This window comes from Methylobacterium sp. 13MFTsu3.1M2 (assembly GCF_900112625.1).
Lineage (GTDB): Bacteria > Pseudomonadota > Alphaproteobacteria > Rhizobiales > Beijerinckiaceae > Methylobacterium.
This window is the reverse complement of sequence record NZ_FOMM01000009.1, coordinates 175,433-193,860: the sequence shown is the minus strand read 5'-3', so window position 1 is coordinate 193,860 and position 18,428 is coordinate 175,433. Positions and strand designations below refer to the sequence as shown.

22 protein-coding genes are annotated in these 18,428 nt (G+C 70.9%); 5 read left to right on the top strand and 17 right to left on the bottom strand.

Annotated elements, in window-relative coordinates:
* Positions 1-14: 14 nt before the first annotated feature.
* The 3 genes from BM314_RS10395 to BM314_RS10385 all read left to right on the top strand — a co-directional run bounded on the left by BM314_RS10395 (position 15) and on the right by BM314_RS10385 (position 1,818).
* The gene (locus BM314_RS10395) at positions 15-209 is read left to right on the top strand and encodes a DUF1656 domain-containing protein (protein WP_020091795.1); all 195 of its coding nucleotides are present in this window, start codon (positions 15-17) and stop codon (positions 207-209) included.
* Complete coding sequence (locus tag BM314_RS10390; protein ID WP_091978072.1) at positions 209-1,264, top strand: efflux RND transporter periplasmic adaptor subunit; 1,056 nt, start codon at positions 209-211, stop codon at positions 1,262-1,264. Before BM314_RS10395 ends, BM314_RS10390 begins: the two co-directional genes overlap by 1 nt.
* Before the next feature lie 71 nt (positions 1,265-1,335).
* Positions 1,336-1,818, top strand: coding sequence for a DUF3280 domain-containing protein (locus BM314_RS10385; protein ID WP_091978071.1), 483 nt, complete (start codon positions 1,336-1,338; stop codon positions 1,816-1,818).
* 592 nt (positions 1,819-2,410) lie between these two features.
* On the opposite strand, the gene gatB is transcribed toward BM314_RS10385, so the two are convergent.
* The 5 genes from gatB to BM314_RS29955 form a co-directional block, all read right to left on the bottom strand.
* Positions 2,411-3,883 carry an Asp-tRNA(Asn)/Glu-tRNA(Gln) amidotransferase subunit GatB gene (gene gatB / locus BM314_RS10380; RefSeq protein WP_091978070.1) on the bottom strand — a complete coding sequence of 491 codons (1,473 nt, stop codon included), beginning with the start codon at positions 3,881-3,883 and terminating at the stop codon, positions 2,411-2,413.
* Positions 3,884-4,067: 184 nt separating this feature from the next.
* On the bottom strand, positions 4,068-4,367 hold the full coding sequence (locus tag BM314_RS10375; protein ID WP_020091791.1) for a hypothetical protein: 300 nt from the start codon (positions 4,365-4,367) through the stop codon (positions 4,068-4,070).
* Positions 4,364-5,842, bottom strand: a complete 1,479-nt coding sequence (gene gatA, locus BM314_RS10370) for an Asp-tRNA(Asn)/Glu-tRNA(Gln) amidotransferase subunit GatA (RefSeq protein WP_020091790.1) — start codon at positions 5,840-5,842, stop codon at positions 4,364-4,366. The genes BM314_RS10375 and gatA overlap by 4 nt, the downstream gene beginning before the upstream one ends.
* A 78-nt stretch (positions 5,843-5,920) precedes the next feature.
* Complete coding sequence (gatC, locus tag BM314_RS10365) at positions 5,921-6,208, bottom strand: Asp-tRNA(Asn)/Glu-tRNA(Gln) amidotransferase subunit GatC (RefSeq protein ID WP_020091789.1); 288 nt, start codon at positions 6,206-6,208, stop codon at positions 5,921-5,923.
* A gap of 169 nt (positions 6,209-6,377) precedes the next feature.
* Positions 6,378-6,572, bottom strand: a complete 195-nt coding sequence (locus BM314_RS29955; protein ID WP_107353634.1) for a hypothetical protein — start codon at positions 6,570-6,572, stop codon at positions 6,378-6,380.
* 118 nt (positions 6,573-6,690) lie between these two features.
* On the opposite strand from BM314_RS29955, the gene BM314_RS10360 reads away from it, so the two are divergent.
* The gene (locus tag BM314_RS10360; protein WP_091978069.1) at positions 6,691-7,260 is read left to right on the top strand and encodes an SMI1/KNR4 family protein; all 570 of its coding nucleotides are present in this window, start codon (positions 6,691-6,693) and stop codon (positions 7,258-7,260) included.
* Positions 7,257-7,769, top strand: a complete 513-nt coding sequence (gene ruvX, locus BM314_RS10355) for a Holliday junction resolvase RuvX (protein ID WP_020091786.1) — start codon at positions 7,257-7,259, stop codon at positions 7,767-7,769. The genes BM314_RS10360 and ruvX overlap by 4 nt, the downstream gene beginning before the upstream one ends.
* Here ruvX and dprA read toward each other — a convergent pair.
* The 12 genes from dprA to petA all read right to left on the bottom strand — a co-directional run bounded on the left by dprA (position 7,759) and on the right by petA (position 18,419).
* On the bottom strand, positions 7,759-8,958 hold the full coding sequence (gene dprA / locus BM314_RS10350) for a DNA-processing protein DprA (protein WP_091978068.1): 1,200 nt from the start codon (positions 8,956-8,958) through the stop codon (positions 7,759-7,761). The genes ruvX and dprA overlap by 11 nt on opposite strands.
* 46 nt (positions 8,959-9,004) lie before the next feature.
* Positions 9,005-9,607, bottom strand: a complete 603-nt coding sequence (gene plsY, locus BM314_RS10345) for a glycerol-3-phosphate 1-O-acyltransferase PlsY (RefSeq protein ID WP_244534981.1) — start codon at positions 9,605-9,607, stop codon at positions 9,005-9,007.
* The gene (locus tag BM314_RS10340; protein WP_091978066.1) at positions 9,607-10,911 is read right to left on the bottom strand and encodes a dihydroorotase; all 1,305 of its coding nucleotides are present in this window, start codon (positions 10,909-10,911) and stop codon (positions 9,607-9,609) included. The genes plsY and BM314_RS10340 overlap by 1 nt, the downstream gene beginning before the upstream one ends.
* A complete protein-coding gene (gene hisF / locus BM314_RS10335; RefSeq protein ID WP_091678406.1) occupies positions 10,908-11,711 on the bottom strand; it encodes an imidazole glycerol phosphate synthase subunit HisF in 804 nt (267 codons plus the stop codon). Before hisF ends, BM314_RS10340 begins: the two co-directional genes overlap by 4 nt.
* A gap of 32 nt (positions 11,712-11,743) precedes the next feature.
* On the bottom strand, positions 11,744-12,487 hold the full coding sequence (gene hisA, locus BM314_RS10330) for a 1-(5-phosphoribosyl)-5-[(5-phosphoribosylamino)methylideneamino]imidazole-4-carboxamide isomerase (protein ID WP_020091781.1): 744 nt from the start codon (positions 12,485-12,487) through the stop codon (positions 11,744-11,746).
* A 37-nt stretch (positions 12,488-12,524) separates the two neighbouring features.
* On the bottom strand, positions 12,525-13,184 hold the full coding sequence (hisH, locus tag BM314_RS10325) for an imidazole glycerol phosphate synthase subunit HisH (protein WP_056521252.1): 660 nt from the start codon (positions 13,182-13,184) through the stop codon (positions 12,525-12,527).
* A 19-nt stretch (positions 13,185-13,203) separates the two neighbouring features.
* Positions 13,204-13,689: a DUF2628 domain-containing protein gene (locus tag BM314_RS10320; protein WP_091678407.1), complete on the bottom strand. Its 486-nt coding sequence runs from the start codon at positions 13,687-13,689 to the stop codon at positions 13,204-13,206.
* Positions 13,690-13,756: 67 nt separating this feature from the next.
* Positions 13,757-14,344, bottom strand: a complete 588-nt coding sequence (gene hisB / locus BM314_RS10315) for an imidazoleglycerol-phosphate dehydratase HisB (protein WP_020091778.1) — start codon at positions 14,342-14,344, stop codon at positions 13,757-13,759.
* Between the two features lie 84 nt (positions 14,345-14,428).
* Positions 14,429-15,304: an S-methyl-5'-thioadenosine phosphorylase gene (locus tag BM314_RS10310; RefSeq protein ID WP_091978065.1), complete on the bottom strand. Its 876-nt coding sequence runs from the start codon at positions 15,302-15,304 to the stop codon at positions 14,429-14,431.
* 300 nt (positions 15,305-15,604) lie between these two features.
* Complete coding sequence (locus BM314_RS10305) at positions 15,605-16,516, bottom strand: cytochrome c1 (RefSeq protein WP_091978064.1); 912 nt, start codon at positions 16,514-16,516, stop codon at positions 15,605-15,607.
* Between the two features lie 18 nt (positions 16,517-16,534).
* Complete coding sequence (locus BM314_RS10300) at positions 16,535-17,821, bottom strand: cytochrome b (protein WP_020091775.1); 1,287 nt, start codon at positions 17,819-17,821, stop codon at positions 16,535-16,537.
* A 13-nt stretch (positions 17,822-17,834) separates the two neighbouring features.
* Positions 17,835-18,419, bottom strand: a complete 585-nt coding sequence (gene petA / locus BM314_RS10295) for a ubiquinol-cytochrome c reductase iron-sulfur subunit (RefSeq protein WP_165923088.1) — start codon at positions 18,417-18,419, stop codon at positions 17,835-17,837.
* Positions 18,420-18,428 lie beyond the last annotated feature (9 nt).

The following is an 18,428-nucleotide window of genomic DNA, read 5'->3' as shown; positions in this document are numbered from 1 at the left end:
CTTCCGGGGTAACCATGCACGAGGACATCCATGTCGGCGGGGTGCTGGTCACGGCCTTCGTCGCTTACGCGCTCGCCGCGTTCGTAATCCTGGTCGTCCTTCGCCTCGTCTTCGCCCGCATCCGCTTCAGCCGCTACGTCGCCAACGCCCCGCTCGCCGAAGCCGGCCTCTACGTCTGTGTCCTCGCCCTCCTGATCGCGTTCATCTGATGCCCGACACGACCGCCGACGAGGACGATCCGAAGTCCGCCGCCCGCGACGGCGCGCCCGGGCGGAGCGACCCGCTGCCCGCAGTGCCGCGCCGGGGCCGGGCCGCCAAGGTGTTCCGCCTCGCGGCCACCGGCGTGATCCTGCTCGCGGCGATCCTGGCGGGAGCGTTCGTGTGGGAGTTCTACGTGGCGGCGCCCTGGACGCGCGACGGCACGGTCCGGGTCCAGGTCGCCAACATCGCCCCGCAGGTCGCGGGTCAGATCGTCGAGGTCCGGGTCCAGGACAACCAGAACGTCCGCAAGGGCGACGTCCTCTACGTCATCGACCCGGTCGATTTCGAGGTCGCCGTCACCTCGGCGGATGCCGAGGTCAAGAATCGCGAAGCCGATCTGCAGGTGAAGAACGCCGAGTCGGCCCGGCGCCAAGCGCTCTCGACCGTGTCGACCTCGATCGAGGAGAAGCAGCGATTCGCAGGCGCCGCGAAGATCGCCGAGGCGTCGCTGGAGAGCGCGCAGGCGCAGCTGCGGCAGGCCAAGGTGAATCTGGAGCGCACCCAGGTGAGGTCGACCGTCAACGGACGGGTGACCAACCTGCTGATGCGGGTCGGCGACTACGCCCGGACCGGCACCTCGAACATCAACGTGGTCGACACAGACTCCTTCTGGATCGACGGCTATTTCGAGGAGACCAAGATGTCCAACATCCGCGTCGGCGACCCCACCGACGTGAAGCTGATGGGCTTCGATCCGCACCTGACCGGCACGGTCCACAGCATCACGCTCGGCATCTCCACGGCGAACGCCGCCGCCAGCACGCAGGGGCTCCCGGACGTCAACCCCGTCTACACCTGGGTGCGCCTCGCCCAGCGGGTGCCGGTCCGCATCCGCATCGACCACGTCCCGGCGGGCGTCCCGCTCATCGCCGGCATGACCGCGACGGTGTTCGTCAACGGCGGCCGCGGCCCGGCACCGAGCTGGTTCATGGACCTGCGCGACCGCGTCTCCGGCCTGGCAAGGCCGGCGGCCAGCCCCACCCGGGAGGCCGACCGGCGCTGAATCGCCGCGCGGACGCGATCCGGTTGGCGGGGGCGCGGTTTCCCGGACACGCATCCGCGCCGGAGATCACGATGAACCGACTGCTCGCACTCGCCACCGTCCTGCTGACCGCGGGACCGGCCGCGGCCGCGCCCCCGCGGGCCGCGGTATTCGACTTCCAGTTCTCGAACCTATCGCCGGTGCCGGGTGACGCCGCCGACACCGCGCGGCTGAAGCGGGTCAGCGCCGAACTGCGCGACCTCCTCCAGAAGAAGGGCCTGTTCGTCGTGGTCTCGACCGAGCCGGTGCGGGACGAGGTCACCAGAAGTGCCGACCTGCGCCGCTGCAATGGCTGCGCGGATGACTTCGCCCGCAAGCTCGGCGCGGATGTCGCGATCACCGGCGAGGTGCAGAAGGTCTCTAACCTGATCCTCAACCTCAACGTCTACGTGAAGTCCCTCACCGGCGACGCGCCCGAGAAGGCCTACAGCGTGGACCTGCGCGGCGACACGGATGAGGCCTTCGACCGCGGCATCCGCTTTCTGGTCGAGAACAATATGGGCGCCGGCAAGTAGCTTGCGGGCCAATCAATATTTCGCAGCGCCACGGGATCGATCCAAGTGATTGAGCTCGCACGCGCTGCGGTGCGGCGGCGGGCGCAAGTGGATCGAAAAAGCCTTTTGCCGAGAAAATAGCTATTGACCGACTTGGAGGACGGGCGCAGTCTCCATCTGTGCTTAGCGAGAGCGAGCACGGACCGGCACGAAATCTTGACGCGATCAGGTTTCGCAGCGGTGTCGGTCGTCGGAAGCTGGAGGAGACAGGGATGACTCCACCGCAGCGGAATGCCGCCTAGACGGTTCAGGGACAGGTTCGGCCCGAGACCTAGCGGCACAACACGAACAGCCGGACGGACGCGGCTCCAGGGGCGCAGAAGCGGCCACGCATGGCACGCCTTCGAATGCGCGAAAGGCCCCACTTCGAGCCGTTCCGCCGCGGTTTCTCTTCGAGGATCTGTTCGTGGCCCACCTGCCCGGCATCGCCGCGGCGGGATCTCGTCGTGGCTTTGGCGAGCATGGGACTGGCCGGCGACGTCGAAGCGACGGCCATCCGATCCCGGCACTCATCCTGAGGCCGGGCGCGGACTGGCCGCTCGCCGCGGAAGGCTCACTCGATCCCGAGCTTCGCCTTGAGCAGCGCGTTCACCGCCGCGGGGTTCGCCTTGCCGCCGGTGGCCTTCATGGTCTGGCCGACGAACCAGCCGAGCAGGGTCGGCTTCTCTTTGGCCTGGGCGACCTTGTCGGGATTCGCCGCGATGATCTGGTCCACCGCCGCCTCGATGGCGCCCGTGTCGGTCACCTGCTTCATGCCGCGGCTCTCGACGACGGCGCGCGGGTCGCCGCCCTCGGTCCAGACGATCTCGAACAGGTCCTTGGCGATCTTGCCGGAGATGACGCCCTCGCCGATCAGGTCGATGATCGCGCCGAGCTGGTCCGCCGAGACCGGGGTCGCGTCGATGGACAGCCCCTCCTTGTTGAGGCGCCCGAACAGCTCGTTGATCACCCAGTTGGCCGCGGCCTTGCCGTCCCGGCCCTTCGCCACCGCCTCGTAATAGTCCGCGGAGGCGCGCTCGGCGACCAGCACGCCGGCATCGTAGGGCGAGAGGCCGAACGCCGAGACGAACCGCGCCTTCTTGGCGTCCGGCAGCTCGGGCAGCCCCTCGGCCAGGGCGTCGACGTAGGCCTGGTCGAATTCCAGCGGCAGCAGGTCCGGATCGGGGAAGTAGCGGTAGTCGTGCGCCTCTTCCTTCGAGCGCATCGAGCGCGTCTCGCCCTTGGTCGGGTCGAACAGGCGCGTCTCCTGGTCGATCTTGCCGCCGTCCTCGAGGATGGCGATCTGGCGCCGCGCCTCCGTCTCGATCGCCTGCCCGATGAAGCGGATCGAGTTGACGTTCTTGATCTCGCAGCGCGTGCCCAGCGGCTCGCCGGGGCGGCGCACCGAGACGTTCACGTCGGCGCGGAGCGAGCCCTTCTCCATGTCGCCGTCGCAGGTGCCGAGGTAGCGCAGGATCGTGCGCAGCTTGGTCACGTAGGCCTTCGCCTCCTCGGACGAGCGCAGGTCGGGCCGGGAGACGATCTCCATCAGCGCCACGCCCGACCGGTTGAGGTCGACGAAGCTCCGGGTCGGATCCTGGTCGTGCAGCGACTTGCCGGCATCCTGCTCGAGGTGCAGGCGCTCGATGCCCACGGTGATGGACGCGCCGTCGGCCAAGTCCACCAGGACCTCGCCCTCGCCGACGATCGGGTCCTTATACTGCGAGATCTGGTAGCCCTGCGGCAGGTCCGGATAGAAGTAGTTCTTTCGGTCGAACACGGAGCGCAGGTTGATCTTGGCCTTCAGGCCGAGGCCGGTGCGCACCGCCTGGGCCACGCACTCGGCGTTGATCACCGGCAGCATCCCGGGCATCGCGGCGTCGACCAGCGACACGTGGTCGTTCGGCTCGGCCCCGAACTCCGTCGAGGCGCCGGAAAACAGCTTCGCCCGGCTGGACACCTGGGCGTGGATCTCCATGCCGACGATCACCTCCCAATCGTGGAGGCCGCCCTTGATCAGCTTCTTGGGGTCGACGGGTGCGTTCATGGTCGGTCCGAAAGGCGGCTGGCGTTCGAGGCGTCGCCGTCTCTGCGAGCGCAGCGAAGCGATCCAGGGAAGCGCGAGGCTTCCAGGCGTTGCACCGCCGGATCGCTTCGCTGCGCTCGCAGAGACGGCGGAGGCGCCGCATGCGTCGAGCGAGAGATTTTCTAGGAGGCCCCTGCCCGCAGGGTCAAGCGCGGCGTCCGACCGCCTGCCGGGCACCGTAGCCCACGACGGCCCAGAGCAGGGCCGCGACGGCGCGGACCGGGAAGAAGGTCGGGCCGTCGCGGGTGATCGGCGCCGGCCACGGGATGCCGGCCGCGCTGACCGCGTAGGAGAACAGCACCGAGAAGCCGAGCGCCGCGATCGCCGCGATGAAGACCTTGCCGAACTGGCTGGCGGTCCAGCCGAGATAGACCGCCACCACGATCAGCGCCGGATCGAACGCGGCCCAGATCCAGACCGTCCAGGGATAGTACGGGACGGTCATGACCACCACGGCTCGGGCAGGACGGTGCGACCGGCCGCGTCCTCAATCACCTGGGCGACCGCGAACAGCGTCTCCTCGTCGAAGGGCCGGCCGATGAGCTGGAGGCCAAGCGGGAGGCCCTGCCCGTCGAGACCCGCCGGCACCGCGATGCCCGGCAGCCCGGCCATGTTCACCGTCACGGTGAACACGTCGTTGAGGTACATCTCCACCGGGTCGGCCGAGGCCTTCTCGCCGATGCCGAAGGCGGCCGACGGCGTCGCCGGCGTCAGGATCGCGTCGACCCCGGCCGCGTAGGCGGCCTCGAAGTCGCGCTTGATCAGCGTGCGGATCTTCTGCGCTCGGACGTAGTAGGCGTCGTAGTATCCGGCCGAGAGCACGTAGGTGCCGATCATGATCCGGCGCTTCACCTCGCGGCCGAAGCCGGCGGCGCGGGTGTTCTCGTACATCCCGGCGATGTCCTTGCCGGGCACGCGCAGGCCGTAGCGGACGCCGTCGTAGCGGGCGAGGTTCGAGGAGGCCTCGGCCGGGGCCACGATGTAGTAGGCCGGCAGCGCGTAGGCGGTGTGCGGCAGCGAGATCTCCCGGATCGTCGCGCCGGCGGCCTTGAGCCACGCCGCGCCCTCGTCCCAGAGCTTCTGGATCTCCGCGGGCATCCCGTCGACCCGGTACTCCTTCGGGATGCCGATGGTCAGGCCCTTCACGCCGCGCGACACGGCGGCCTCGAAATCGGGCACCGCGAGGTCGGCGCAGGTCGTGTCCCGGGCGTCGGCGCCCGCCATGGAGCCGAGCAGGATGGCGCAATCGCGCACCGTCCGGGCGATCGGGCCGGCTTGGTCGAGGGAGGAGGCGAAGGCCACCGTGCCCCAGCGCGAGCAGCGCCCGTAGGTCGGCTTGATCCCCACCGTGCCGGTGAAGGCGGCGGGCTGCCGGATGGAGCCGCCGGTATCGGTCGCGGTGGCGCCGAGGCAGAGGCGCGCGGCGACCGCCGCGGCGGAGCCGCCCGACGAGCCGCCGGGCACGATCGGCGCGTCCGATCCGGCGCGCCGCCAGGGCGAGACCACGTTGCCGTAGGCGCTGGTCTCGTTCGACGAGCCCATGGCGAACTCGTCGAGGTTCAGCTTGCCGAGCATCACGGCGCCGTCGCGCCACAGATTGGCCGACACGGCCGATTCGTAATGGGGCTCGAAGGTCTCGAGGATCTTGGACCCCGCCGTGGTCGTCACGCCGTGCGTGCAGAACAGGTCCTTGATGCCGAGGGGGATGCCCTCGAGCGGCCGCGCCTCGCCGGACGCGATCTTCTGGTCCGAGGCCTCGGCCATCGCCAAGGCGCGGTCCGGGGTCTCCCGGATATACGCGTTCAGGACGCGGGCCTTGGCCATGGCGTCCAGATGGGCCTGGGTCAGCTCGCGGGCCGAGATCCGCTTCGCCTTCAGGGCGTCGCGCGCTTCGGCCAGGGTAAGTTCGTTCGGATCCACGCTGTTCACGTCCCCGCGCGCGCCGCCGCGCGCCTGCCCGCCAGAAATCCGGTCCGCAAGGTCCGGGCCGTCCTCGGCCTACTCGACCACCTTCGGGACCAGGAAGTAATTGTCCTCGGTCTCGGGTGCGTTGGCGACGACGTCGGCGGCGCGGCCGCCCTCCGTGACGACGTCCTCGCGCTTCTTCATCGCCATCGGCGTCACCGAGGTCATCGGCTCGACGCCCGCGACGTCGACCGTGCCGAGCTGCTCGACGAAGGACAGGATGGCGTTCAGCTCGCCCTGCAGGGGCCCGACTTCGTCGTCGGTGACCGCGATCCGCGCCAGATGCGCGATGCGCCGAACCGTCTTCTCGTCGACCGACATGCCGTCTCGTTCGTCCCTGCCCGGGAGCGCTCTCCCGAAGTCGGTCGCGCTATAGCATCGGCGCTCGACGCACCGCAACGCGGGTGGGCTATGCCGCGCCGCCCGCAGGGCGGCCGGCCGCGCTGGACCCGGCTGACCGCGCGCTCGGCGCGGGCGGGCGACGGGCGGATCAGGTCACGACGTGGTGGGGCGTCACCGACATCTCGATCGTGATTCCCGGTTGCCGGACCGGCTGGATCATGGCTTGGGTGAAGCCCGCGACCAGCACCTCGAAGGCGAGGAGCAGCATCCAGCGGTGCTTGCGCGGCATCGCCCGCCAGCGGCCGGACGGAGCGGAAGAGGAGAGCTTACCGTTCGTCGACAAGGCGGACCCCTACAGCGTGGTTTAACGGAACATTAACCTACCTAGACGCGAACGGCTCTGCGCGCACCGGGGGCGATCTGCGGAGGAACCGAAGTCTGTGGACGGTGGAGCGGGAGCGATGTGGGAGACGGTCCTTGAGGAGCTTGCGCCGGGCTTCGTGCCGGACGAGGCGGCCCTCGACCGTGCGGCGGAGGCGCTGGGCTTCGCCCTGCCGGCCTCCTACCGCGACTTTTGCCGGACCTGCGGCGTCGGCCTCGCGGGCGGGCAGTTCCGCGTCGCCGTGCCGGCACCGTTCGAGGCCTGCGATCTGGTGAGCCAGGCGGCCCTCATCGCCCACAGCGTCGGCGCCGCGGTCGCCATGCTGGAGGACGGGGCGGAGCCGCACCGCTTCGACGTCGAGGGCGGCGACGCCGGCGTCGTCGAGCGCGCCTGCTTCTTCGGCGCGGGCGAGGACGGCAGCTTCCTGTTCTGGGACGTCACCGGGACCGACGGCGAGTACGACGTCTGGCTGCTGGCGCCTGACCTGGAGACGGTGCGGTTCGGCGGCGAGAGCCTCGACGACTTCTTCACCCGGGTCACGGCGCCGTCCGCGGCCCTGGTCCTGGGACCGGGCTCGGAGCCCCTCCCCGCCCGGTTCGAGGGCGTCACCGAGGCCATTCTGGCGCGCGCCAAGCGGGTGGAACCATGAATTTCGACGCGATCCGCGCCTTCGCGGCCGAGTCTCGCGGCGGCGCCCGCCTGATCGGCATCGATCTCGGCACCAAGACGATCGGCCTCGCCCTGTCGGATCTCGGCCGCCAGATCGCGACGCCGCTGGAGACGATCCGCCGGGTGAAGTTCACCCCCGACGCGCAGCGGCTCGCCGCCCTGTGCCGGCAGCACGCGGTCGGCGGCCTCGTCGTCGGGCTGCCGCTCAACATGGACGGGAGCGAGGGGCCGCGGGTGCAGTCGACCCGCGCCTTCATGCGCAACCTCGCGCCGATCCTCCCCCTGCCCCACGTCTTCTTCGACGAACGCCTCTCGACCGCCGTGGTCACCCGCGCGCTGATCGAGGCCGACGCCTCGCGGGCGCGGCGCGGCGAACTCGTGGACAAGCTCGCCGCCGCCTACATCCTCCAGGGCTGCCTCGACGTCATGCGCAACCTCGCGGACGCCGATGCGGACGACGATCCCGAAGAGGACTCCCTCAGCGGCTGACCAGCGAGACGGTGCCGCTGCCGTGGCGCTCGATCCGTCCGTCGAGCTCCAGTTCCAGCAGCACGCTCTGCACGGTCCGGGCACCGACCCCGGCGCTCCGCGCCAGCTCATCGGTGCCGACCGGGCTCGGGCCGAGCAGGGCCACGATCCGCGCCCGGTCGTCCTCGGCCTCGGGCGGCTCGTCGCGCGCGGGATTGTCGGCGGACGCGCCGTCAGCTCGCTCCGGTCCCGGGTCGAGAGCCGCGTCGAGCGCGACCTCGTCCCAGAAATCCGGCTGCTCGGCCAGGTCCGGCCGCCCGCGCGCCGGGGCCGCCTCGGCGTCCGGGCCGCGCTCGATGATCGGTCCCAGCACCTCCAGCACGTGGTCCACCTCGGAGACCAGGGTGGCGCCCTGGCGGATCAGGTCGTTGGTGCCCTCGGCGCGCGGGTCGAGCGGCGAGCCGGGAACCGCAAAGACCTCCCGGTTCTGCTCCAGGGCGTAGCGCGCCGTGATCAGCGAGCCGGAGCGGCGCGCGGCCTCCACCACCACCGTCCCGTAGGACAGCCCGGAGATGATCCGGTTGCGCCTCGGGAAGTCCCGCCCCCGGGGCTCCCAGCCCATCGGCATCTCCGCGAGGACCGCGCCGCCCTCCGCCAGGATGGCCTCGACCAGGGTCGCGTGGCTCGCCGGGTAGATCCGGTCCTGGCCGCCGGCCATGACGGCGATCGTGCCGGTCCGGAGGCTCGCCCTGTGGGCGCGCGCGTCGATGCCGCGGGCGAGGCCCGAGACCACCGTGAGGCCTGCCTCGCCGAGCCCGCGGGCGAGCCGCTCCGTGAAGGCGAGCCCCGCCGACGATGCGTTCCGCGAGCCGACGAGGGCGGCGGCGGGCCGATTGAGGATCGGTGCGCCGCGCAGGGCCAGAAGCGGTGGCGCCGCGTCGACCTGTGTGAGGAGCCGCGGGTATTCCGCCTCGCCGGTGGCGATCAGCCGGCCGCCGAGGCGGGTCAGGGCCGCCAGCTCGGCCTCGGCCTCAGCGCGGGTTGGTGGCACGATCCGCCGCCCCTGGCGGCCGGTGAGCTCCGGCAGGGCGTCGAGGGCGGCGGCCGCGCCGCCGAAACGGTTCACGAGCCTCCGGAAGGTGCGGGGGCCGACGCCCTCGGTCCGGATCAGCCGCAGCCAGTCGAGCCGCTGGGCCTCGGTGAGCTGCATCCACCACCCCCACACCTGCCCGAAGGTCGGCGCGGCGCGCCGGCACTCAGCCCTTCTGGCCGATGCGCCCCTCGGTGCCGGACGCGAGTCGGCGGATGTTGGGCGCGTGCTTCCACCATAGCAGCAGGCCGAGGAGCAGGAATAGCAACGCCTGCGTCGGGGCACCCAGCGCCCAGAGGACGAGGGGTGTGGCCGCCGAGGCGGCGAGCGCCGCCAGCGACGAGTACTTGAGCGCGAAGGCGAGACCGAGCCAGATCGCCGCGAACGCCGCGAGGGCGGGCGGGCTGAAGGCGAGGAGCACCCCGATGAAGGTCGCGACGCCCTTGCCGCCCTTGAAGCCCAGCCAGACCGGGAAGAGGTGGCCGAGGAAGGCGCCGAGCCCGGCCGCGAGCGCCGGGCCCTCGCCCAACTGCCGGGCGATGAGGACGGCCGCCGTGCCCTTGAGGGCGTCGCCCAGGAGCGTCGCCGCGGCGAGGCCCTTGCGGCCGGTGCGGAGCACGTTGGTGGCGCCGATATTGCCGGAGCCGATCGCCCGCACGTCGCCGAGGCCGGCGAACTTCGTGAGGATCAGCCCGAACGGGATCGAGCCCAGGGCGTAGCCGAGGGCGAGGCCGCCGAGGGCGGCTGGGGTCGCGAGATCGGGGGGCATCATGCGGCGGCCGCGAGGTCGTCGACCGCGTGGACGATCCGGCCACCGACCAGCGTCAGCACCGCCGCGCCCTGGAGGCGCGCCTCGTCGAAGGGGGAGTTCTTGGAGCGCGACTTTAGCCGGCGCTTGTCGAGGACGTAGGGGAGATCGGGATCGATCAGCACGAGGTCGGCGGGGGCGCCGACCGCCAGCCGGCCGGCCTCGCGGCCGAGGATGCGCGCCGGATTCACGGTGAGCGCGGCGACGAGCTTGGGCAGCGCGAGGTCGCCGGTGTGGACGAGGCGCATGGCGGCGCCGAGCAGCGTCTCGATGCCCAGCGCCCCGTCCGCCGCCTCGGCGAAGGGCAGGCGCTTGGTCTCCACGTCCTGCGGGTTGTGGTCGGACACGACGACGTCGATCACGCCCTCGTCGAGGGCGCGCACCACCGCCTGACGGTCGGTCTCGTGGCGCAGGGGCGGCGAGAGCCGGCAGAAGGTGCGGTAATGGCCGATGTCGTTCTCGTTGAGCACGAGGTTGTTCACCGAGACGCCGCAGGTCACCGGCAGGCCGTCCTGCTTGGCGCGGCGGACGATCTCCACCGAATCGGCGCAGGAGATCATCGCCGCGTGGTAGCGGGCGCCGGTCAGCCGCACGAGGCGGATGTCGCGCTCCAGCATTACGGTCTCGGCCTCGCGGGGGATGCCCATGAGCCCGAGGCGCGAGGCGAGCTCGCCCTCGTTCATGACGCCCTCGGCGACGAGGGCGGATTCCTCCACGTGCTGCACGATCAGCGCGTCGAAATCCCGAGCGTAGGTCAGGGCGCGGCGCAGAACCTGGGCATTCGCCACGGCCCTGAGCCCGTCGGTGAACGCGACCGCGCCGGCCTCCTTGAGCAGGCCGAACTCGGTCATCTCCCGGCCGGCCAAGCCCTTGGTGATGGCGGCCGCCGGCAGGACGTTGACGCTCGCCGTGTCGCGGGCGCGGCGGAGCACGAAGTCGACGATGGCCGGCTCGTCGATCACCGGATTGGTGTCGGGCATGCAGACGAGCGTCGTGACGCCGCCCGCGGCCGCCGCGGCGCTCGCCGAGGCCAGGGTCTCGCGATGCTCCGCCCCCGGCTCGCCCACGAAGGCGCGCATGTCGATCAGCCCGGGGGTCAGCACGCGGCCGGCGCAGTCGACGCGCTTCGCGTCGGCCGGGGCGCCCGGCGCCGCGCCGGCGGCGATATCGGCGATGCGGCCGTCCCTCACCAGCACCGCGCCGGCGGTCTGGCGACCGGTCACGGGATCGAGGAGGTCGGCGTTCGCCAGAAGGTAGCTGCTCACTGGGGCGCCCTCGCGGAAGAGGCCGGGTCGTCGAGGCGCATGGCGAGGCCGGCCGCCGCCATGTGCGCCTTCGCCTCGGCGACGCTCGCCTGCCCGAAATGGAAGATGGAGGCCGCCAGGACGGCGCTGGCGCCGCCCTCGGCCACGCCGGCCACGAGGTCGTCGAGGCCGCCGACGCCGCCCGAGGCGATCACCGGCACGGTGACGGCATCGCTGATCGCTCGCGTCAAAGCGAGATCGTAGCCGGAGCGCGTCCCGTCCTTGTCCATGGAGGTGACGAGCAGCTCGCCGGCGCCCTTTTCGGCCACCAGCCGCGCGAAGGCCACGGCGTCGATCCCGGTCGGGTCGCGGCCGCCATGGGTGAAGATCTCCCAGGCGGCCGGCGTGCCGGGGGGCGAGACGCGCTTGGCGTCGATCGCCACCACGATGCACTGCGCGCCGAACTTCTCGGCGGCCCGGGCCACGAGGTCGGGATCCTTCACCGCGGCGGTGTTGATCGCGACCTTGTCGGCGCCGGCGAGCAGCAGCGCGCGCACGTCCTCGACGGTGCGCACGCCGCCGCCGACGGTCAGCGGCATGAAGCAGGCCTCGGCGGTCCGGCTGACGATGTCGAGCAGGGTGCCTCGGGCCTCGCGGCTCGCGGTGATGTCGAGGAAGCACAGCTCGTCTGCGCCGGCCGCGTCGTAGACCTTGGCGGCCTCGACGGGGTCGCCGGCGTCGCGCAGGCCCTCGAAGCGCACGCCCTTCACGACGCGCCCGTCCTTCACGTCGAGGCAGGGGATGATGCGGGTCTTCAGCACGGGCGGCGTCTCATGTCGCGAGCCTCTGGATATCACGCCGTCGGGCCGCGCGCCGCAGCGATCGCCGCCAGGGCCGCCTCCGGATCGATGCGGCCGTCGTAGAGCGCCCGGCCGGTGATCGCGCCCGCGATCAGGGCGCAGTCGGGCTGCAGCAGCCGGTGGACGTCGTCGATCGACGCGAGGCCGCCCGAGGCGATGACCGGGATGCGCACGGCCTGGGCGAGCGCCAGGGTCATCTCGACGTTGAGGCCCTTCAGGATCCCGTCGCGGGCGATGTCGGTGTAGATGATCGCCGCGACGCCCGCGTCCTCGAATCGGCGCCCTAGCTCCTCCGCGGTCATGCTGGAGGTCTGGGCCCAGCCCTCGACGGCGACGCGGCCGTCCTTGGCGTCGATTCCGACCGCGATCTTCCCGGGATACTTGCGGGCCGCTTCCCGGACGAAGCCGGGATCGCGCACCGCCGCGGTGCCGATGATCGCGCGGGCGACGCCCTTGCTCAGCCATCCCTCCAGCGTCTTCATCTCGCGGATCCCGCCGCCGAGCTGGACCGGGATCGTGACCCGCGCGAGGATCGCGTCGACGGCCTCGGCGTTCCGCGGGGCGCCCGCGAAGGCGCCGTCGAGATCGACGACGTGGAGCCAGGAGAAGCCCTGCGCCTCGAAGATCGCGGCCTGCGCGGCCGGATCGTCGCCGAAGACCTTGGCCTGCGCCATGTCCCCCTGGATGAGGCGAACGCAACGCCCCTCTTTCAGGTCGATCGCCGGGTACAGGATCACGGGCGCTTCCGTCCTTCTTGCCTGGGCCGAACGGCGCTCACGGGCGCCAGTTCAGGAAGTTGGCGATGAGCGCGAGGCCCAGCCGCTGGCTCTTCTCGGGGTGGAACTGCGTGCCGGCGACGTTGCCGCGGGCGACGAGGGCGGTGACCGGGCCGCCGTACTCGGCGCGCGCGACGACGTCGTCCGGACGCTCCGCCTGCAGCGCGTAGCTGTGCACGAAGTAGGCGTGCAGCCCGTCCTCGCCGGTGGGAATGCCGCCGAGCAGCGGGTGGTCGCGCTCGGTCCGCAGGGTGTTCCAGCCCATGTGGGGAACCTTGAGGGCCGGATCCGACGGCCGGATCGGACCGACGTCGCCGGGAATCCAGCCGAGCCCCGGCGTGGTCGTGTACTCGAGCCCGCGGCTCGCCAGGAGCTGCATCCCCACGCAGATGCCGAGGAACGGGCGGCCCGCCCCGTGGGCGACCCGCGTCATCGCCTCGACCATGCCGGGGACGGCATCGAGCCCGCGGCGGCAATCCGCGAAGGCGCCGACGCCGGGCAGCACGACGCGGTCGGCCGCGGCCACCACCTCCGGGTCCGAGGTCAGGCAGATCCGCGCGTCGCGCCCGCTCTCGCGGGCGGCGCGCTCGAAGGCCTTGGCGGCGGAGTGGAGGTTGCCCGACCCGTAATCGATGATCGCGACGGTCTCGGTGGTCATGCGCGTCTCGCCCGGGAACTCACCGGGCGCCTTCCTGGACGGGGAACAGCCCGATCACCGGCTCGGCCCGCCGGCTGGGGCCGCTCGGGAACGGGGCCCGGGGGGTGCCCGGGACCGCCTCGATCCAGCGGTTCAGCGCCCGGGCCTCGGCCTCCTCGGGCGTCGCGGCGACCACCGCGTCGCGCGCCGGCCAGCCGCGCCGCGCCAGGGTCCAGCGGCGCAGGCTGGAGGCCTCGAGGCCGATCAGCCAAGCGGCCAGCAGGGTGACGATCAGGCCGGCACCGGCCGGGAGCCCGAGGGCGATGCCGGCAGCGGCCAGCGCCACGAGACCGACGAGGACGAGCAGGGCGGCGAGCCAGAGGCGGTGGAACAGGAACCACAGCACCGTGAAGGCGAAGGCCGGCCAGGAGAAGCCGTCGCGTACCAGGAGAGCCCGGTCGAGCCCGACCGTCTCGCCGGGCCGCGCATCGGCCGGCAGGTGGAGCGTGTAGCTGCGCATCCGCATCGCGAAACTCCGACAGCGCGCGCCGCGACGGCCGTGTGGCCGATCCGGGCGCCCGACGACAACGGGTCTACAGAGAGCCCTTGGTTGAGGGAACGCGCCCCTCCTCCCGCGGATCGATCGCCACGGCCTTCCGCAAGGCGCGGGCCAGCCCCTTGTAGCAGCTCTCCGCGATGTGGTGGGCGTTGTCGCCGTAGAGGGTCTCCACGTGGAGCGTCAGGCCGGCATTCATCGCGAAGGCCTGGAACCACTCGCGCACCAGCTCGGTGTCGAACTGTCCGATCTTCTCCACGCGGAACGTCGTGCGGAACACCAGGAAGGGCCGGCCGGAGATGTCGACGCAGACCCGGGTCAGCGCCTCGTCCATCGGCAGGTGGATGTCGGCGTAGCGCGTGACCCCGCGCTTGTCGCCGAGCGCCTTGGCGAAGGCCTGCCCCAGGGCGATGCCGCAATCCTCGGCCGAGTGGTGCTGGTCGATGTGCAGGTCGCCGTCGACCTTCACGTCCAGGTCGAACAGGGCGTGCCGCGCCAGCAGATCCAGCATGTGGTCGAGGAAGCCGATGCCGGTGGCGATCTTCGACCGCCCGGTCCCGTCGAGATTGACGGTGACCGCGATATCGGTCTCCGCGGTCTTCCGGCTGATGGAGGCGCTGCGCATTTCGGTCTGGACTTCGCGTCGGGGGCGGCCTGGGCCGCCTGCGCCTTCTAGAGGGACTCGTCGCCGAATGGAAAGGCCGGCCGGCTAGCCGTTGAGAACCCGCCCCGCCACGGCGTCGAGCTTGGCGAGGAGCGCCGGATCCCGGACGGCGGGCGCCGTCATGATCGCGCCGTCCAGGGCCCGGTGCGAACCCGCCGGGCACGGCTCCCGCTCGCCCGGGAAATCGCGGGCGAGACGGGCGACGAGCCGCGCCGCCTTGTCGGCGTTGGCCCGGGCGACGGCGATCACCGCGGCGACGTCGACGGCGTCGTGGCCCGGGTGCCAGCAATCGTAGTCGGTCACCATCGCGATGGTCGCGTAGGTGATCTCCGCCTCGCGGGCGAGCTTGGCCTCGGGCATGTTGGTCATGCCGATCACGTCGAAGCCCTGGGCCTTGTAGGCGCGGGATTCGGCCAGCGACGAGAATTGCGGCCCCTCCATGCAGACGTAGGTGCCGCCGCGATGGACCGCGATGTCCTCGGCCTTCGCGGCCTGGGCGATCCGCGCCTGCAGGCCGGGGCCCACCGGGTGCGAGAGGGAGACGTGGGCGACGCAGCCGTCGCCGAAGAACGACGAGGCCCGGCCGTGGGTGCGGTCGACGAACTGGTCGACGAGCACGAAGAGGCCCGGCGGCAGGTCCTCGCGGAAGGAGCCGCAGGCCGAGAGGGCGACGAGGTCGGTGACCCCGGCCCGTTTCAGGGCGTCGATATTGGCGCGGTAGTTGATGCCCGACGGCGAGAGCCGGTGCCCCCGCCCGTGGCGCGCCAGGAACACGACCTTGGTGTCGCCGATGCGCCCGATCCGCAGGGCATCCGACGGCTCGCCCCAGGGCGACGCCACGCGCTCCTCGCGCACGTCCTCAAGACCCGGCAGGTCGTAGACGCCGGACCCACCCATGACACCCAGTACCGCTGCGCTCATGCCGGACTCCCTCAACGCGCGACGCCTCGGCAGCGCGGCTTATCCCACCCGGCACCTCGTCCTCGGGTGCCGGAGCCATGCGTAGGCCTCGACGGAGACCTCCGGACGCCGCTCTGATCCCTGAAGCCCTCCTGCGAGGCCCGCTGACGCGGTCACCTCAGGATGAGGTGGTGCAGGGGGCGGGCAGTCTCGGGAGGCGGACCGTCGCGGCGGGCGAGCGGTAGCATGGAGCGCCGGCCGAAAAAAAGATGGGCCTCCGCGAGGGAGGCCCATCCGAACTGCGAACCGATCCGGCCCGCCTCAGTAGGTCTTGTGCAGCTCCGGCTGGAGGCCGTGCACCTCGCCACCGACATCCGCCCAGATCTTCTTCTTCACGTAGTAGAGTAGACCCGACAGCACGATCAGGAACAGGATCACCCGGAAGCCCAGGGCCTTGCGGTCCATCATGTGCGGCTCGGCCGCCCACATCAGGAAGGCCGAGACATCCTTGCCGTACTGGTCCAGCGTCTCGGGCACGACCGGCTGGCCCTGATCGTTCTTGGGGTAGGAAACCTGCCCGTCGGTGATCGGCGGCGGCATCGCGATGATGTGGCCGGGGTAGTACTTGTTGTAGTGGCCGCCCTCCGGCAGCGCGAAGTCCTTCGGCGGATCCTCGTAACCGTTGATCAGGGCGTGGATGTAGTCCGGTCCCTGCTCCGAGTAGCCGACGAGCGGCAGCCAGTCGGTCAGGAAGTAGAGCGAGCCGCGGGAGAAGGTCCGCGCCTTGGCGATCACCGAGAAGTCCGGCGGCGCCTTGCCGCCGTTGGCCGCGGCCGCCGCCTGGTCGTTCGGGAAGGGCGGCGGGAAGGTGTCGGCCGGCCGGCCCGGCCGTTCGAACATGTCGCCGGCGTCGTTCGGCCCGTCCTTCACCTGGTAGGTCGCGGCCAGCGCCTTGACCTGCCCGGCGGAGAAGTGCGGCCCGCCCTCCTGGGCGAGGTTGCGGAAGGAGACCAGCTTCATCGAGTGGCAGGCGGAGCAGACCTCCTTGTAGACCTGGAATCCGCGCTGCAGCTGCGCGGTGTCGAAGCGGCCGAACACGCCGGCGAAGCTCCAGTTCACGCGGGCCGGGATCGGCCCGCCATGCCCTTCCTGGGCGGAGACCGGCATGGCGCCGATCAGCAGGGCCGCCAGGGCGGCCGCGGCGGTCGTCGAGAGGACGCGGGTCATCATCATGGTCCTGTCGTCAGCCCGTCAGCCTTTGGTGGTCGGAGCGGCGGCGGCGCCCGCCGGCATGCCGGATCCGGTCACCTGCTTGCCCGGTCCGGTCACGCTCTCGAGGATCGAGCCCGGCAACTTCTTCGGCGTCTCGAACAGGCCGCAGAGCGGCATGACGATCAGGAAGTGCGCGAAGTAGTAGGCGGTGCAGACCTGGGCGGCGAGCACGTAGCCGCCCTCCGGGGGCTGCGAGCCGAGCCAGCCGAGGAGGAGGGTCGCGCCGATGAACACCCAGAAGAACTGGCGGTAGATCGGCCGGTAGTTGCACGACCGGATCCGCGACGTGTCGAGCCACGGCGCGAACGCCAGGATGATCACCGCCGAGAACATCAGGATGACGCCGCCGAGCTTGCTCGGGACCGCGCGCAGGATCGCGTAGAACGGCAGGAAGTACCATTCCGGCACGATGTGCGCGGGCGTCACCGCCGGGTTCGCCTGGATGTAGTTGTCGGCGTGGCCGAGATAGTTCGGCTGGTAGAACAGGAACCACGCGAACAGGATCATGAACACGCAGGTCGCGAACACGTCCTTGACCGTCGCGTAGGGCGTGAACGGCACCGCGTCCTTGCCCGACTTGATCGGGATGCCGGCCGGGTTGTTCTGCCCGGTGACGTGCAAGGCCCAGACGTGCAGCACGACCACGCCGGCAATCATCCACGGCAGCAGGTAGTGCAGCGAGAAGAAGCGGTTCACGGTCGGGTTGCCCACCGAGTAGCCGCCCCACAGCAGGGTCTGAATCGTGTCGCCGACCACTGGGATCGCCGCCAGGATGTTGGTGATGACGGTCGCGCCCCAGAAGCTCATCTGGCCCCACGGCAGCGTGTAGCCGAGGAAGGCGGTCGCCATCATCAAGAGGTAGATGACGACGCCGAGGATGTAGAGCACCTCGCGCGGCGCCTTGTACGACCCGTAATAGAGGGCGCGGAACATGTGCACGTAGACGGCCACGAAGAACATCGAGGCACCGTTGGCGTGCGCGTAGCGCAGCAGCCAGCCGTAGTTCACGTCGCGCATGATCTTCTCGACGGAGGTAAAGGCACCTGTCGCCGAGGGCTCGTAGTGCATCGCCAGCCAGATGCCGGTGACGATCTGGATTCCCAGGAAGGCGGCGAGGATCGCCCCGAAGGTCCAGAAGTAGTTGAGGTTCCGCGGAACCGGGTAGGCGATGAAGGACGAGTGCACCAGCCCGGCAATGGGCAGGCGCGCCTCGAACCATTTGGCCACGCGGCTCTTCGGGACGTAGGTGCTGGCTGTTCCGCTCATGCTTCCGTCCTCCTCAGGCCGCTTCCTTGCCGCCTTCGCCGATCCGGATCTTGGTATCGGTCTGGAAGGCGTAGGGCGGGATCGGCAGGTTGATGGGCGCCGGTCCGTGGCGCACGCGACCCACCGCGTCGAATTGCGAGCCGTGGCACGGGCAGGCCCAGCCCTCGAAATTGCCCTGGTGGCCGATCGGCACGCAGCCGAGATGCGTACAGTTGCCGTAGACCACCAGCCACTGGTCGTGGCCGCTCTTGACCCGCGTCGGGAAGGCGGCCGGATCGATCATGGCCGAGAGCGGGACCGCCTTCATGTCGGTCACTTCTTTGGCGGTCAGCTTGCGCACGAAGATCAGCTTGCCGCGCCAGAAGACGTTGATGATCTGACCGTCCTGGATCGGTGTCAGGTCGACCTCGATCGGTGCGCCGGCGGCGATCGTGTCGGCGTCGGGCGCCATGGAGGAGATCAGCGGCCAGACGACGGCTCCCGCCCCGACCGCCAACCCGGCGCCCGTCGCCAGGAACAGAAAGTCACGGCGGCTGCCCTCATGACCAGAGACCGCGGCAGCGGCGGCTGATGTGTTCGCCAAGGTTCGGAACTCCATGCGTCGGCG